We start from the raw sequence: 14,805 nt of genomic DNA on the forward strand, positions 1-14,805 counted from the left end.
GTTCTACTCGCTCAACGGCCGTACGCGCATACCGTCCCGAAGGAACGACGCACCTGCGGCGACCACGAGATCGCCAGCCTCCAGCCCGCTCCGGACAGGCGCTTCACCTGACGTCAGCGGCCCAACCTCGACACCGCGTCGGCTTACCATTCCGCTCTCGGGATCGACTACGAAGACGGCGAACCCGCCCTGCTCTGTACCGACGAGGCTGGCCACTGGCACCGTCGCTCGAGCAGCCGAAGCGTTGTTGAATTCGGCCCTTACCGTTCCTGTCATTCCTGGAAGGAGATCGAGACCATCCGGTCGAGGCATGGTGAGGACGACCCTGTACCCACCCGACCCTGCCTCCGGGGTCGTCTGGTACTCTTTGACGTCCAGATCGAACCGTCGCTCGGGCGCGAAGTCGAACGATACGGAAAGTTCTGGCGCGTCCCGTGTCGCGGTCGCGATGATGCCTTCGGGGACCTGGATCGCGATATCGACCTGCTGGTCGTCCTGCAGAACGACGATCTCCTGCCCGGCCCGCACCTGCGTGTAGAGGTCGGCGAGACGCCGTGCGACGGTACCAGCGTAGGGCGCCAACAAACGCGTCTCAGCGAGGTCTCGTTGAGCTGTTTCGAGGTTCGCCTGGGCGATGTCGTGTTCGGCACGAACCTGATCGTACTCCGCTTGGGAAGTCGCACCGCCCTCCAACAACCGCTCCTGACGCGCGAGTTGACGCTCCAAGAGATTGACGCGCGCGCGCGCTTCGGTGACCCGCTCGTCGTAATCCCCCGGGTCGAGTGCCGCGACGAGTTCACCTTCCTCGACCCGCGAGCCTTCCAGCACCGGAAATTCGACGAGGCGACCGGATACGTCAAAGGAAAGCGCCGAAGATGTTGGAGCGACGACGCGTCCTGGAAAAGTGCGCAGGTTGCTAGCCTCGGCAGCACCAACCTCAATGACCTTGGCGGGCCTTACAGGTGGCTGCTTGTTCGAACCCTCGTCGGTCTCGGCTCCGCCGCTACAAGCCGAAAGCAGGAACCCTGCAAACGCAATCGCGACGTAGCCTTCCTTAGGCAACCACATGCTCAACTCTCGCTCGAATCAACGTCAGCACACAAAGCATCAGCGACTTTCTGCCGCTCTGCGGCCGACAGGCTCGCGATGCCGAGCAGGTCGAGAAGCCATAGGCCGTCGGTCGCCAGCAGCGTAATGGCTGCCCGCTCGAAAGAGAGTCCATCATCCTGAAACTGTTCCAACTTCTGTCGCCAGCGCAGTGCTTCAGGCGCTAACAACGACAAATCGTTCGCGACCGCGGCCAGCAAAGCGGCATGCTCAGGTTGCGGAGCTACCTCGGGGCTTAGATGCCCACGGACATAACCCGCGGCTTGCCGACCGGGTCCCGCACGCCGAACATCGGTCGCGGCCTCGACCTGCGCCTCCATACGATCAGACATCCGTTGCACGAGCGCACGCAACAACGCTTCTTTCGACGTGAAGAGGTACTGCAAGCCTCCTTTGCTCACACCCGCTTCCTGAGACACGGCCCCGAGGGTGAGCCCCGACGGCCCTTTAGCCATCACGACCCGCTCGGCCGCATCCAATAGATCATCGGCATGTATCGTCGGGTGTCGGCCCATGGGCGTTCCTCATTCCGTCCGGCTGGCTTAAAATAAGCAGGATCGAGTTGCAAGGAGGTAAACCCCCTGATCCCTCCCGGATGAGGTCGGATCACGCCTCTATCTGGTCGGATCGGTACGGAACTCGAAGAAGCGCCGCCGTCGCTTCTTACTGTGCGGGGTGTCGAACAGAGTGGGCTGGTCTGCGTCAGTCGTCCCTCTCATCGCTGACCCTTCGGGCGGGTAGTCGAGAGTGGCCTTCAGTTGGTCGATGCGGTCCGGCGTGAAGCGAGGCAGTTGAAGTTCCCCCTCGTCGCGCCACTGGGCTACGCGCTCTTCGACCTCCCGGACCTTCTCGGCCGCGGGTTGTTTGTCACGTGCGAGGTAGAGTGTCTGCGAGGGGAATGCGAAAGCGGCACCGCTCCGTTCGACGACCCCCATGATCCTAAGGTTCAGGTCTTCCTGCACCTCTAGGAATGCGTCGTAGTCCTCCGCCTCGACATAGGCAAAGACCTCCAAGCGCAGACTGTCGGCGCCGAACCCTGTGAATCTGATGCGAGCTGGGTCGGCGTTCACCTTGGGATGGGCGTAGAAGAGTGCTCGAATCTCGACGAGGAGGAATCGGATCTGATCCGCCGTCGTTTCGTACCGAAACGTCAGCGTCGGGTTGAACCAGAACCGGTCGCGCGGTGCGAAGTTCTCAATCCTCAAGGCCGAGAACTCACCGTTCGGAATCGTCACGACCGTACGACCCAGCGTCCGGATCCTCGTCGAACGAAGGCCGATGTCCTCGACCGTGCCGATGGTCTCGCCGACCTTGCAGAAGTCGCCAACCCTCACCGGATGGTCGATGATGATCGAGACGCCGCCCACCACGTTCTCGATCGTTTTCTGCGCACCCAAAGCTAGGGCTAGACCACCGATCCCAAGCGCGGCCAAGCCAGTCGATACGTCGACCCCCAGGACGCCGAGGGCCACGATCAACGCACCTCCGACGAGAACGAATTTGAGTGACCGGCGAAGGAAGATGGTCGCAGAGACGGCCTCAAGCTGGCCGCGTCTCGTCATCCGCTCCGTGCCAGCTTCGGTCGAGGCATCGATCAACCGCCATAGAAACCAGACGGCGGAGACGACAGCGATGACTTCGACAACTCGGGTCGAAACTGCCCTCGCGACGATCGACAGGCCTAGAACCCGCGTCGACGCGATGAACACCCAAGCTCCAACGTAGAGGCTGAGCGGCGCAGCGGTAGCGAACAGCACGCGTCGCAACCTAGCTCGGCGTCCCCCCCGCCACCACAAGCGGAGCGGTAGGAAGGCGAGTAGAAAACCTACGCGAACCGCACCGAAGGCAAGAATGCCGACCCCGACGAGGACGATCCAGTGGCCCAGCGGAGCTCCGAATAGCCTTGTACTGACCAATGGTTCGGGAAGAACGCCGTCGATTAACGCCGCGCTCGCCTGCTCTGCGAGGTCAGGCACCTCGTCGAGTGTTGCCGACGAGATCAACCAAATTGGCTCAGCATCATCAGCGATCGCAACCCTTTCGACGAGGATGTCGACAGTACGATCACCGGCACGCAGGGATCCAATCCGGTCTCGCGACGGCTCCAAACCGTCCTCCAAACGTCCTGACTGTTGGTTGCTGATCTGAAGCGACGGCAGAATTGTCCCGCCCCGGTCAAGCAGATCTTCAAGTTGGCGGGCCAACGCCGCGCCCCGCTCCTCTCGTTCGGAGGGACGAACTCCACGTAGATCGAAGTACTGCGAAGCTCGCTCGTAATTTTGGGCTGCAATCGCCTCGACGAGGCCTTCCGTAGTCCGAAGTGGGGTCGTTCGGCCGTAGACGTCTGTAGGGGCCTGGGGTTTCGCGGCTTCTTCTGTCCGTTCACCAACCGGAAGCTGGGCTGCCGCTACGCCTTGAAGTAAGGGCACGCCAATCAGACACAGCACGAACGACCGTACGATCAGCTTCAACGTCATCGCCAACACATCACCAGCTGTTTTTTTAGGGACGCCACCGCCGACTCGCGGTCGCTGCCTACATTTCCCGAGGCGGCCCTTAATGACCGAAGCGAGGACTATTTTCAATCCGACCGGCTGGCTGGGAATATCAGCTGGAATGCAACCGACGGACACCTGCTTTCAGCCAATAATCGTGGATACTCCGCTCCGAAGCTGCCTTACCGCTCGAGTCCGTTTCGTTTGGCTGGAATGTCGGATCGGTCTCACCTCACCGACTGCCGTGCTTTGGAAGGTTGCCCTGTCGTAAACTGAGCGGTGCACCGATTTTCTCCGAGGAGGCGACGATCCCTCTCCGAGACGACAAAACCGCTCCCGACTGCCCATAGGCGCGTCCGACAGGAGAGCCGTAAGCCGGGGACGCGAACCGCGCGATGCAAGCGCCGTAGCAGTGCCCATTCGCCGTTCACGCCCTGAAGATGCCGGCGATTGTACATCGACAGCCATCAAACACTGACGGCTGCGTGTTGGCGCTCATTCGGATCCGCCTCTGCTTCCGTCATGATCAGTCGTTCTCACCTAGACCGTCGTGCAGCCAACCGATTGGGTTCGAGAGACGCTGCAGCTTCCCTTGCGCGCTCACGGATAACGCTCGCCCGAAGAGGGTGCGGCTCTGGCAACTGCCAGTGTTTCGCGAGTTCGTCCGCGTGCCTAACGAGTCCCGACTGGCCTAGGTCATCGAGTATGTTGGATGCCTCTGCGCGGAAGCGATCGGCCACCTCATCACCGACACTCCCTTCGAGCACGCGGTTGCCTTCTTCGATAAGGTAGACAATGGAACTAATGTGCTTGCAAAGATGAGTCGCAAGTACCGTTAGTTGGGTTTTTTTGGGCGACGTGGTCCGCTTGTTCATCGGACGATTTACGACCACCCTTCCCAAGGCACAGAAGAGCTTACGCGCTTCGGTCACATCCGCTGGTCGGCGGTTGGAACGTAAAGCCTGTACCGTGGTGTAGTAAGCGTCGGCGCAAGCCTCCAGGAGTAGTTCCAACACCACTCTCTGGCGGTCGTTCGTCTCGGGTAATTGGTCCATGCGTCAGTAGGCCTGCACCGTTTCGCTCAACCTCCGCTCCCATCCTGGAGTGCTAAGAAGAGGACTTTGATCTGCGCCACTCGTAGGTTCTACTCGAAAAGCGAGTCCGTCAGAGAGGAGACAGACGATGCGGAAGAGCAGGTTCAGCGAGGGGTAGATACTCGCGCTCCCGAGCGAGGGATTCCCTCTACCCGGACGTACCGCTAACGCATCAGCGTCGGCCACCTGATTTCGAATGGGGCACCAACCTAACCGCCGATCTGACGGCGAGATGGTCCGGAAATAGCATCGTCGTCCCGGGGAAGACGAAAGTTGAAGCGTAGGGGTGAGGAAGAGACCAATCCGTCTAGCTCGCTTATTCAACGAAGGACGGCGCACCTACGGTCTCCGCAATGGGACGGATGCATCTGTGATCATGACGGTGTGGTTAGGCGTCTTGGAGGCTCTCATGCGCGCCACCACTCGTCAGAAATAGCGTAGCGGCCGCTTTTTGCCACTGTCGGTGACTTCATTTCCGTTTCGGTGAAGGGCCGTATCACACCGTGCGCAACGAGAATGCGGACCGCATCTTCCACCTTGCGGCGCCCCCACCCCTTCGTCCGGGCAAACTTGAACGCATTCGAGTACACGTTCCTTTCGGTGAGAATCTTCAAACCGACCCTGAAGCAGTTGGCCCGTCCTAGTTCCAGTAGCGCTGGCCACGGCACTGTTCGGGTGCCGTAGTACACTCGCTCAATGTCTACGAAGGTCGGCCAGATCATCTCTCCGTTGGCTCGCTGCGTCTGTAGAAACAAGCCACGCTCGAACATCTCGTGCAAGCCTTTCGTGATAGGCTGTAAGGCGGCGCCCAAATCGCCTGGGCGGCTAATCGCAACCCGTTTGAGATACTTGTTGTCAGCTGCTATTACTGGAGCCGGTACTCGGGTCCCCGTCCGCGTACCAAAAAGCACGTCATCCAATTCTCCTTGAACCCTTAGGTATTGGAGGAACGACAAGCGAAAGATCGCATCGAACGTCGCGAAGCCGCCGAAATCGCCTAAGAGCGGGTCTAGACGGCCGGACAAGGTTATCTCGCCGTCACTGAACGAACTCCGAGCTGCGAAAGTTGCCCGCAACAGAGAAGATTCGACGGCATCGGTTCCTTGCGGTCGCGGAGTGACGTCCAAAGTCGTCATCGGCCCTCCACAACGGCATTGCCAGATCGGTCGGAGCCCATGCGAGCCTTGTAGGCTGATTGGTCGTCCACACCATCCGCAACGATCCACCAGGACAACATCATGGCGCGTACAGGTCATCTCGAAGGGAGAACGCAGTCGACGCTTCAACCGAAAACCAGGCTCTTCGAGAACACAGAGAGGGCAGAACTGCACGCCAGATGGACCATTGCGAGCATCGCTGCGCAAAGTGACCCATGGTGCTTCATACTTGCTCAGCGGGCGTGCCCGCATGGCCAGAAGTTCGGGGAAGGGAGCACCGGTCAGGCGAGCGATGAACCTCACGAACCGGCCGCTAGCGAAATCAATACTAAGGACATCGGTGGGAGCACCGGGTCCGTACTCAGCGAGAACGTCCTCAGGTGCGACACCGCGGGAAACACACCAGCGATACAACCAGCTGGACAGGCACTCGTGCTGGATCGCGGCTCTGTCTAATCGGACACCGATCGCCCTCTCGTCCGCGAGTGGCCCCAAACGAACGCCCTTCGGCAGCATTTCCGTTCGAAAGCGCGGCCCCGAAGCCGCGTCAGCTACCATCAGGCGAGAGCTTGCCAATTCACCGAACGCTTCCCGATCAGTGTTCGTGCCCGCTGCGCTTCCAAGTCGCTAAGTGTGACGTGTTCGCGGCCATCATCGAGCGCCATGACCGCGGCGCCTGTCACGATCTTAGTGGTCTCGCCGATAAGGCCTCCGCTCAACGAGTGGATGAGTTGAGCCGTCTCGAAACGCCCCAGTCTGGACGGCTCCGCGAGCGGCATGACGCCCTCCAACGTCCGTAGAAGCATCGCGAAGTCGTTATCGCACTTCCAACGTGGTAGAAACGCATGGTCCAACCGCGTGGACATCTGGTCATCGTCGTAGACTAACTTGCCGAGGCTCTTGTCACCAACCAAGGCGACTGCAATGTTCAACTCTTCTCCGACCTGGCGAAGGAAGGAGAAGATGGTCTCTTGAATGTTCTCTGTTGTCGTTAAAGCGTTCGGAAACTCATCGATGATCAGCATCTCCGTTCCCAACTCCTCAAAACGAGCGAGAACCTGGGACCGCGCTTTTGGGATCGAAGACCGCAATCCGATCCCCATGGTGTTGGAGATACCCCGCCATATGACCGACAGTATGCCCATCAAGCCACCGCTGTTGGCGGTCACGTACACGACGCTCTTCGCCTTCCCCATACGCGTCGCTGTCACCGCGAAGCGGCGTACGATCGTCGATTTGCCGTTTCCGAAAGGCCCGAGCACCATACCGCCAGCCAATCTTTTGGTGACTGCTCGTCCGAGAAGATCGGTGAGCATGTAGTTCGCTTTCGAAGCCGCTGCGTAATCGATCCAAAATGGTTCCCGAACCAACTGGCGTCGCCGCGCCACGGGCAGTTGTAGCTGCGTCGCCGCTTCGCTAGTGAGATGGCTAGCGATCATCAAACGAACCTTTCGAAGCTTGTTGGAAACGCAACATTCTCTTTCCACTCGACGTCGGTTTCATCGTTCGCTGACGGCAGGGTGTCGGCGCTTCGTGCAGACATCGGCCCGCGCGCCTCTGCGATCTCCGCCTTCTTGGCGGCACGCTTGCGCTCAGATTTCGCTTCGATCGCGTTGTTCGCGATGCCGTCGATCTCCTCGAACGCGACACCCTGTCGGAACTCGTGAAGTGGGTGACGGGCTATTTTGCGGGCAGCTTCCAACTCCCAGCGCGCGAACGGGCCGTCCGGCAGGCCGAACCGGCGTTTAGGAAAAGCTGGAAAGTCTTCTCCAGACGTCGGATCACGAACGAGCACGAACGAGATATCCCGGGGATCGTAGCGAACGATGAGTGGGTTGATACGATCCCGCATTGAAACGAGCCGGTGGAACTCCTTCGCTTGATACGTCGTCCCGAACATCCTTATCCCACTTTGAGAAAGCATTCTCTCTTGTTGCGGGAGAAAGTGGTTCCGGATGAAGTCGGCATCGTCCGCTTGGATTGATCCTTCTGGAACTGCCTCCTTCCAGCTGTCGTAAGGCACACGCCCGGTTTCGCTGTTCCTCGTCGTATTCCGTATCTCGGCGAAGTAGATCGCCAAGACGTACTCCAACTGCTTCAGCGTCAACACGGCTTTCTCTTCAGCGTCGTACCTTGCCCGCCGCTTGACGCTCCCGCCCGTCCGACCTGGCAGATCGTCCAGAACCTCGTTGGTGAGCCCAACCAGCCGCTCGATCATTCCGCCGGTATGAACCGTGCCGGCCTCGCGGCTCGAGCGCTCAATGCCGATAGATCGGCAAGCATCATTGAAGCGCTTCGATTGGTAATCACTACCGCTATCGGCGTGCAGCATCTTGGGGCGCCCATGCATCGGCCAGTCGATGTGCCCAAGCCCCCTCGCCTCCAACCATGCCTTCTTCGGTGCGATGGCGTGGGCCAAACACATCGCATTCGACACGACGCTCGGATCTTGGAAGGATACCGCAAAACCCATTGCGGCCCCCGTACTGACATCGACCGCTGCCGTGATCGTGGGGCGACCGATCGGCCGCCCATCCTCGTTCTGCACTATGATGAGATCGGCAGGGGTATGATCGATTTGCCAAATATGAAGCGGCGCGGGCGCACTGATCGTTCCGGGAAGATATCTCAGTCGTCGAAGTTCAGCAGGGTCGCTCGCACGAGCTCGTACAACTTCTTCGTCGGTATAGCGGAGACGAAGCCGATGCTCGACTGTGCGCCTCGCTGGTGGACGGAGACCCTCGCGTATGCACGCCGCCCGAATTTTAGTGACGACTTTCGATAGCTTAGGTGCCTCAAGGCGCATGTAGTCGGTAGCGATCCGCTCATCGATTATGCGCTCGACACGCCCGTCTATCCGAGTGTTTCGCTCGCGCACTTTCGGCAGTAAGTCCGACACGAGCCGACGCTGCTCGTAAGCCTGCCGCAGGTTGCGAACCTGTCGTTCTCCTAGATTGAGTTCACGGGCTACCAGGCGAACGGAAAGGCGTTGCTTCGGGTCGGGTGTGTTCAATAGGTCTAGTAGGCGAGCGCGATGTTTCGCGATGGCCCAATTGCGATCGGTATGGCCCTTCATGGCGCCCCTTTCTCGCCCCGCGCCATAGTAGGCTGCGGAAATCGGGAACGCACCGCGGAAACACAGTGTGCTTGCGAATCGGGGCTAATCCACTGATTTCACTACCAGTTGGTGTGGTTACGCCCCGGCAATTTTAAACGGAATTCGACACGCTCTCCCGCCCGCGCGCGGATCGCGGCTATCGCGCTCCGCGCGCAAGTGCAGGGCGGCCTCTTGCCCTGCGGGCTGCGGGGGTGTTCGCTCCCGGGCGATGCCATTCTGCCGGGAGCTTCGCATGATCAGAGCCGCCCTTCTCGCCGCCACGCTGCTTGCGACGGCGACGCCCGAAGCCCTGGCCTCGCAGGAGCGGACGGGAACGAGCAGCCCGGCCGATCAGCGCCTTCGCGAGCTCTACGACGCCGACTGGCAGTGGAGCCTGAGCGAGTATGGCCGCCTGATGGACGAGGACGGCGAGCTTCAGCGCGCGGACTACCTGCCTTCGGTCACGCCTGAGGCCCAGGCGCGGCGGCTGGCTCATTGGAAAGAGATGCTCGCGGAGCTCGACCGGATACCCCGCGATGCGCTGTCGCCCGATGAGCGGGTCAATGCCGCCGTCTTCGAGACCAATCTGCGCAACGCGGTCGCCGATGCCCGATTCCGTGAATGGGAGATGCCGTTCAACAGCGACAGCAGCTTCTGGAGCGGCCTGACGCCGCGTCAGGGCTTCGGCAGCGCCGAGGAATACCGGCGCTATATCGGAAGGATGCGCGACCTGCCGCGCTATTTCGGCGAGCAGATCGACAATATGGAAGCCGGCCTCGACCGCGGCTTCAGCGTGCCGCGCGCGGTGCTCGGTGGCCGCGACGCTTCGATCGAGCCCTATACCGCTTCGGATGCGGAAGAGAATCCGTTCTGGGCCCCCTTCGAGGACATGCCCGCCTCGATCCCGCAGGAGGAGCGCGAAGCGCTGCGGGCGGCGGCGAGGGACGCCATCGAGGAAGCGGTGGCCCCCGCCTATACAGACCTCCTGGCCTTCTTCCGCGACGAATACGTGCCGCGCGCCCGCACCGCCCTCGCCGCGACCGAGCTGCCCGACGGCCGCTCCTATTACGACGCGCAGGTGCGCGAATACACGACGCTCGACCTGTCGCCCGAAGAGATCCACAGGATCGGGCTCGAGGAGGTCGAACGGATCACGGGCGAGATGAAGGAGGTCATGCGCGAGACCGGTTTCGAAGGCGACCTTCAGGAGTTCATCGCCTTCCTGCGCACCGATCCGCAATTCTATGCCGAAACGCCCGACGAGCTGATGGGCGTCTCGTCCTATGTCGCGAAGCGGGTGGACGGCGAGATCGGCGACATCATCGGGCACCTGCCCCGCCGGCGCTTCACGATCCTGCCGGTGCCCGAGGAGATCGCGCCCTTCTACACGGCAGGGCGCGGCGGCCTCGGCAGCTGCCTGATGAACACCTATGACCTGCCGAGCCGCCCTCTCTACAACATACCCGCCCTGACCCTGCACGAATGCGCGCCGGGGCACAGCTTCCAGGCCGCGCTCGCCGCCGAGCAGGAGGCGGGGCCGCCCTTCCGCCGCTACACCTATTTCTCCGGCTACGGAGAAGGCTGGGGACTCTATACCGAATGGCTGGGGCGCGAGATGGGCATCTACCGCACGCCCTATGAGCTCTTCGGCCAGCTCTCCTATGAGATGTGGCGCGCCGCCCGGCTGGTCATCGACACGGGCGTGCACCTTTATGGGTGGTCGCGCGAGGAAGCGGTCGATTATCTCGCAGAGCACACCGCTCTTTCCGAGCACGAGGTCGGAACCGAGGTGGACCGCTATATCAGCTGGCCGGGCCAGGCCCTCGCCTACAAGCTCGGAGAGATGACGATCCGGCGCCTGCGGCGGGAGGCCGAAGAAGCGCTCGGCCCCGAATTCGATCTCGCGGCCTTCCACGACACGATCCTCGCGCTCGGCCCGGTGCCGCTCTCCGTTCTCGAGGCGCGGATCGACACCTTCATCGAAAGCGGCGGCGAGGGACCTTATTCCTACGCGCCCTGAGGCGGCGCCGGCGGAGGCGCTGCCGGGGATGACGCGCCCCGGCTTGCCACCCCCGCTCCTTTCCTGTACCGGCCCGCCTTCGAACGGCGGTCCGCTGCATCCGGGATGGTCCCACCGCATGCGGAGCCGAAGGCGCACAGGGCCCTCCACCCCTGCCGTCTCCGCCGTCTGGAAAGGAGCCGTCATGCCTCTTTACGAGCATGTCTACATCGCGCGGCAGGACGTCAGCCCCGCGCAGGTCGAGCACCTCACCGAGGAACTTCAGGAGATCATCCGCGAGCATGGCGGGTCGATCGAGAAGTCTGAATATTGGGGTCTTCGCAACCTCCAGTACAAGATCAACAAGAACCGCAAGGGTCACTACTCCCTGATGAACATCACGGCCCCGGCCGAGGCGATCCAGGAAATGGAACGCCAGATGCGCATCAAGGAAGACATCCTGCGCTTCATGACGCTGCGCGTCGAAGAGCACGACGAAGAGCCCTCGCCGGTCATGTCGCGCCGCGACCGCGACGAGAGCCGCCGCCGCGACCGGGACAGGAGCTAACTCATGGCACGCACTTTCTTCCGCCGCCGCAAGTCCTGCCCCTTCTCGGGCGAGAACGCGCCGACCATCGACTACAAGGATCCCAAGCTTCTCGGACGCTACGTCTCCGAGAAGGGCAAGATCGTCCCCTCGCGCATCTCGGCCGTGAGCCAGAAGAAGCAGCGTGAGCTGGCCCGCGCCATCAAGCGCGCGCGCTTCCTCGCCCTCCTGCCCTACAGCTCGACGGAGTAAGCACAGATGGACGTCATTCTGCTCGAACGCGTCGAGAAGCTCGGCGGCATCGGCGACACCGTCGCCGTGAAGGACGGCTTCGCGCGCAACTTCCTCCTGCCGCGCAAGAAGGCGCTGCGGGCGACCGAAGCCAACCAGCAGGTCTTCGAGGCCCAGCGCGCCCAGATCGAGGAGCGCAACGCCCAGGCCCGCGAAAAGGCGGAGAACCTCTCCACCTCCATCGCGGACAAGACCTTCGTGCTGATCCGCTCCGCATCGGATATGGGCCAGCTCTACGGTTCGGTCTCCGCGCGCGACATCGCCGAAGTGGCCAGCACCAAGAAGCTCAAGCTGCAACGCAGCCAGGTGGTGCTGAACCAGCCGCTGAAAGAGCTCGGCATCTTCCCCGTCCAGGTCCGCCTGCACCCCGAAGTCCTCGTGGACATCAAGGTGAACATCGCCCGGACCCAGGAAGAAGCCGAACGCCAGGAGCGCGGCGAGAACGTTCTCGCGCCCGAGCGCGAGGAGGTCGAACAGGTCGCCGGCACCGGCGACTTCGACGAATACGGCTCGCGCGGCGACGAACCCCGCACCGAAGGCGGCGCCCAGACCGGCGAAGAGGGCAATGTGCCCCCTGCCGAGGACGCCGACGCGGCGGTCTGAACGGCTCGCCGGAGCGCGCAAGAAGAAAGGCCGCCTCTTCCGAGGCGGCCTTTTTCGTATCCGTTGGGAGGCCAGAGACGAACGGGCCTCCCTTTCCTCGCAGGCGTCAGAACTGCGCCTCGATGCCGACCCGGAGCTCGCGCGGCTTGCCCGGCCTGCGCCCGGCGGGACGCAGGCTGGCCGTATAGGTCTCATCGAAGAGGTTGTCGGCGAAGGCCCGCAGGCTGAGCGTCTCGTTGATCGCGTAGCGCGCGGCCAGATCGACGAGCACGCGCTCCTCGATCAGCTGATCGCACGGAATGGGTCCCTGCCCCGCCGTCGAACGGGCGTCGTCGACATAGTTGATCGAGGTGTAGGCCGAAAACGGACCGCGCTCGATCCCCGCAACCAACGTCGCCTGATGTTCCGGCACGTAAGGCAGCCGGTCGCCTGCCTCGACATCGCCCCACGGATCGAAATCCGACGAGAAGCCGTTCTGGAACTCCGCAACGGTCCATGAATAGCTGAGGGTGACGGGGAAGACCGTCCCGTCGGCTGCGAAGCTGCGCGAGGCGACTGCTTCGACGCCGTAGCTGTCGACTTCGCCCGCATTGAACTGGTCGCCGAAATCGCATTCCGAGCTGCCCGACGAGGCGGTGCAGCGGCCGAGCAGGTTCTCGTAATCGTTGAAATAGCCGGTGATCTGGAACAGGGTTCCCCGGTCGTCATAGACGAGGCCGATCTCCGAATTCACCGATTTCTCGGCCTTGCCCTCGCGCGCGCCGGCGCTTGGAACGCCGAAGCCTTCATAACTCCCCGCAAAGAGGGTCAGCGTGTCGCTGGCTTCGAAGTCGGCCCGGATCGCCGGAAGGAAGACGTCATAGTCGTTCTCGCGGATGCTGTCCGGGGCAAGCGCGCGGTCCGGGGTGTCCCAGCGGCGCTGGCGCGTCTCGACGCTTTCGAACCGCGCGCCGAGTACCAGTCCGAAGCGGTCCCATTCGATCCTGTCCTGCGCGAACAGGGCGAGCGCCTCGGCCTCGGTCAGGCGGTTCGCCTGCGTTCCGTCGGCATTGTCCGTGGTCAGGACGAGATTTCCGCCTTCAAATGCGTAACCGTCCTGATCCTGGAAGCGGTCGACGCCATCTTGGTGATCGCGGACGCTGAGAACCAGATCATGGCGCAGCGCGCCGGTCGCGAGATCCGAGGTCAGCGCGATCTGCACGCCTTCGGCATAATATTCGCGGTTGTTGTCGCGGATCTGGACCGCGTCCGCCGGGCTGTCGGCGCCTCTGAGGACGGCGAGCTCGCTGCCGCAGAGTTCGGGCGTCGCCAGGATTTCCGAAATCCCGTCGCAATCGCCCGTTCCGCTGAGGCCGCCCGCGCCCAGAAAATCTTCCGTCTCGATTTCCTGAAGCTTGTACCAGCTGCGCGCGAACTCGGTGCGGTAGGCGAGCCCCGTCACGCGGACATTGTCCGTCAGCGGAACCTCGCCCGAAATCTGATAGGTCTCGTGCTCGCCGTGGAACCGGTCGATGGCACTGGCCGCATAGCGGCGATAGGGATCGGCGGCGTAGTCCGCCTCGGTGAGGCCCAGATAGGTCTCGTCGGAGACCTGATCGGAGGTCTGCATCTTCACCATGAGATGCGCCTCGCCCGTATAGAGCGCGCCCTTGAAGACGTAGTCCTCGATCTCGAACCCCGTATCGGCGCCGGACGGAAGATCCTTGAACCCGTCCGAGCTGTCTCGCACGGCTTCGATCATCACCGCGCCTTCGAGGTCTTCGCCGAGAGAGACACGGGTGCCGGCCCATCCATGGTCGATCATCCTGCCATATGAGCCGAAGGACGCCGCGAGATAGGCTTGCGGACCTTCGGGCAGCGGGGTCGAGAAGAGGTGCAGCGCACCGCCCGTCGTCTGAGGACCGTATTGGATCGCGGCGGGGCCCTTCGCCACCTCGACGGCCGCGATACGGGCCGTGGTCGGAAAGTAATAGGCGGCCGGCGCGGCATAAGGCGCTGGCGCAATCGGCACGCCGTCCTCCATCAGGGCGATCTTGGCGGAGCGCTCAGAGCCCGATCCGCGAATGCCGATATTGGGCCGCAGGCCGAAGCCCTCCTCCTCGCCGAGCTGGAGACCCGGCACCGCACGCAGGGTACGAAGCACGTCGGCGCTGTCGAAGAGGTCGAGGTCGTCGGACGTCAGGATCGTCGCGGGGGCAGCGCCCGCTCTGGCCGTGCCGACGACGACGATCTCGTCGAGGCCGTTGAAGGTGTCCTGAATCGCAGCGTCGGAAGCCGCTGCGGCGGCGAGTTCGATCATCGGAAAATGTCCTGCTATTTGCGAAAGCGTCGCATATGCACTGCGACTGATAATGACATGCAGGAAAGGCTGTCAACAGCCCGTCCGCGTTGAAACTGGCGGCGGCATCTGCTTTG

The 14,805-nt window shown here is 62.2% G+C and carries 11 protein-coding genes and 1 pseudogene; 4 read left to right on the plus strand and 8 right to left on the minus strand.

The annotated features are described in order from the left end of the window. Nucleotides 1-3 precede the first annotated feature (3 nt). From IE88_RS0100940 to IE88_RS17745, 7 genes and pseudogenes are all read right to left on the minus strand, one after another. Nucleotides 4-1,068, minus strand: a complete 1,065-nt coding sequence (locus tag IE88_RS0100940) for an efflux RND transporter periplasmic adaptor subunit (RefSeq protein ID WP_051881325.1) — start codon at nucleotides 1,066-1,068, stop codon at nucleotides 4-6. Between the two features lie 2 nt (nucleotides 1,069-1,070). Further along, nucleotides 1,071-1,622 (minus strand): TetR/AcrR family transcriptional regulator, encoded by a 552-nt coding sequence (locus IE88_RS16975; RefSeq protein WP_051881326.1) that lies wholly within the window; start codon nucleotides 1,620-1,622, stop codon nucleotides 1,071-1,073. A gap of 99 nt (nucleotides 1,623-1,721) precedes the next feature. Further along, complete coding sequence (locus tag IE88_RS0100950) at nucleotides 1,722-3,584, minus strand: mechanosensitive ion channel family protein (protein ID WP_156032277.1); 1,863 nt, start codon at nucleotides 3,582-3,584, stop codon at nucleotides 1,722-1,724. Nucleotides 3,585-5,103: 1,519 nt separating this feature from the next. Next, entirely contained in the window at nucleotides 5,104-5,832 is a 729-nt protein-coding gene (locus IE88_RS18600) for a hypothetical protein (RefSeq protein ID WP_238319240.1), read from the minus strand. Nucleotides 5,833-5,934: 102 nt separating this feature from the next. Next, nucleotides 5,935-6,411 (minus strand): annotated as a pseudogene (locus IE88_RS18900) (TniQ family protein); the annotation flags it as partial. After that, nucleotides 6,411-7,292 carry a TniB family NTP-binding protein gene (locus IE88_RS16145; protein ID WP_081871323.1) on the minus strand — a complete coding sequence of 294 codons (882 nt, stop codon included), beginning with the start codon at nucleotides 7,290-7,292 and terminating at the stop codon, nucleotides 6,411-6,413. The pseudogene IE88_RS18900 and the gene IE88_RS16145, both read right to left, overlap by 1 nt. After that, a complete protein-coding gene (locus IE88_RS17745) occupies nucleotides 7,292-8,929 on the minus strand; it encodes a Mu transposase C-terminal domain-containing protein (protein ID WP_081871324.1) in 1,638 nt (545 codons plus the stop codon). Before IE88_RS17745 ends, IE88_RS16145 begins: the two co-directional genes overlap by 1 nt. A gap of 274 nt (nucleotides 8,930-9,203) precedes the next feature. Here IE88_RS17745 and IE88_RS0100970 point away from each other — a divergent pair, with 274 nt between their 5' ends. The 4 genes from IE88_RS0100970 to rplI all read left to right on the plus strand — a co-directional run bounded on the left by IE88_RS0100970 (nucleotide 9,204) and on the right by rplI (nucleotide 12,390). Further along, nucleotides 9,204-10,970 carry a DUF885 domain-containing protein gene (locus IE88_RS0100970; protein WP_031549178.1) on the plus strand — a complete coding sequence of 589 codons (1,767 nt, stop codon included), beginning with the start codon at nucleotides 9,204-9,206 and terminating at the stop codon, nucleotides 10,968-10,970. 184 nt (nucleotides 10,971-11,154) lie between these two features. Continuing rightward, nucleotides 11,155-11,517 (plus strand): 30S ribosomal protein S6, encoded by a 363-nt coding sequence (gene rpsF / locus IE88_RS0100975; RefSeq protein ID WP_031549180.1) that lies wholly within the window; start codon nucleotides 11,155-11,157, stop codon nucleotides 11,515-11,517. A 3-nt stretch (nucleotides 11,518-11,520) separates the two neighbouring features. Then, on the plus strand, nucleotides 11,521-11,748 hold the full coding sequence (rpsR, locus tag IE88_RS0100980) for a 30S ribosomal protein S18 (protein ID WP_031549182.1): 228 nt from the start codon (nucleotides 11,521-11,523) through the stop codon (nucleotides 11,746-11,748). Nucleotides 11,749-11,754: 6 nt separating this feature from the next. Further along, the gene (rplI, locus tag IE88_RS0100985; RefSeq protein ID WP_051881330.1) at nucleotides 11,755-12,390 is read left to right on the plus strand and encodes a 50S ribosomal protein L9; all 636 of its coding nucleotides are present in this window, start codon (nucleotides 11,755-11,757) and stop codon (nucleotides 12,388-12,390) included. Between the two features lie 106 nt (nucleotides 12,391-12,496). On the opposite strand, the gene IE88_RS0100990 is transcribed toward rplI, so the two are convergent. Further along, the gene (locus tag IE88_RS0100990; RefSeq protein ID WP_051881331.1) at nucleotides 12,497-14,689 is read right to left on the minus strand and encodes a TonB-dependent receptor family protein; all 2,193 of its coding nucleotides are present in this window, start codon (nucleotides 14,687-14,689) and stop codon (nucleotides 12,497-12,499) included. Nucleotides 14,690-14,805 lie beyond the last annotated feature (116 nt).

It is taken from the genome of Parvularcula oceani, from assembly GCF_000733125.1.
In the GTDB taxonomy this organism is placed as follows: domain Bacteria; phylum Pseudomonadota; class Alphaproteobacteria; order Caulobacterales; family Parvularculaceae; genus Parvularcula; species Parvularcula oceani.

Coding starts and splice junctions, on each gene's coding strand:
- IE88_RS0100970 (WP_031549178.1), top strand. CDS start 9,204: ATGATCAGAGCCGCCCTTCTCGCCGCCACGCTGCTTGCGACGGCGACG.
- IE88_RS16145 (WP_081871323.1), bottom strand. CDS start 7,292: ATGATCGCTAGCCATCTCACTAGCGAAGCGGCGACGCAGCTACAACTG.
- IE88_RS16975 (WP_051881326.1), bottom strand. CDS start 1,622: ATGGGCCGACACCCGACGATACATGCCGATGATCTATTGGATGCGGCC.
- IE88_RS17745 (WP_081871324.1), bottom strand. CDS start 8,929: ATGAAGGGCCATACCGATCGCAATTGGGCCATCGCGAAACATCGCGCT.
- rpsR (WP_031549182.1), top strand. CDS start 11,521: ATGGCACGCACTTTCTTCCGCCGCCGCAAGTCCTGCCCCTTCTCGGGC.
- IE88_RS0100990 (WP_051881331.1), bottom strand. CDS start 14,689: ATGATCGAACTCGCCGCCGCAGCGGCTTCCGACGCTGCGATTCAGGAC.
- IE88_RS18600 (WP_238319240.1), bottom strand. CDS start 5,832: ATGACGACTTTGGACGTCACTCCGCGACCGCAAGGAACCGATGCCGTC.
- rpsF (WP_031549180.1), top strand. CDS start 11,155: ATGCCTCTTTACGAGCATGTCTACATCGCGCGGCAGGACGTCAGCCCC.
- rplI (WP_051881330.1), top strand. CDS start 11,755: ATGGACGTCATTCTGCTCGAACGCGTCGAGAAGCTCGGCGGCATCGGC.
- IE88_RS0100950 (WP_156032277.1), bottom strand. CDS start 3,584: ATGACGTTGAAGCTGATCGTACGGTCGTTCGTGCTGTGTCTGATTGGC.
- IE88_RS0100940 (WP_051881325.1), bottom strand. CDS start 1,068: ATGTGGTTGCCTAAGGAAGGCTACGTCGCGATTGCGTTTGCAGGGTTC.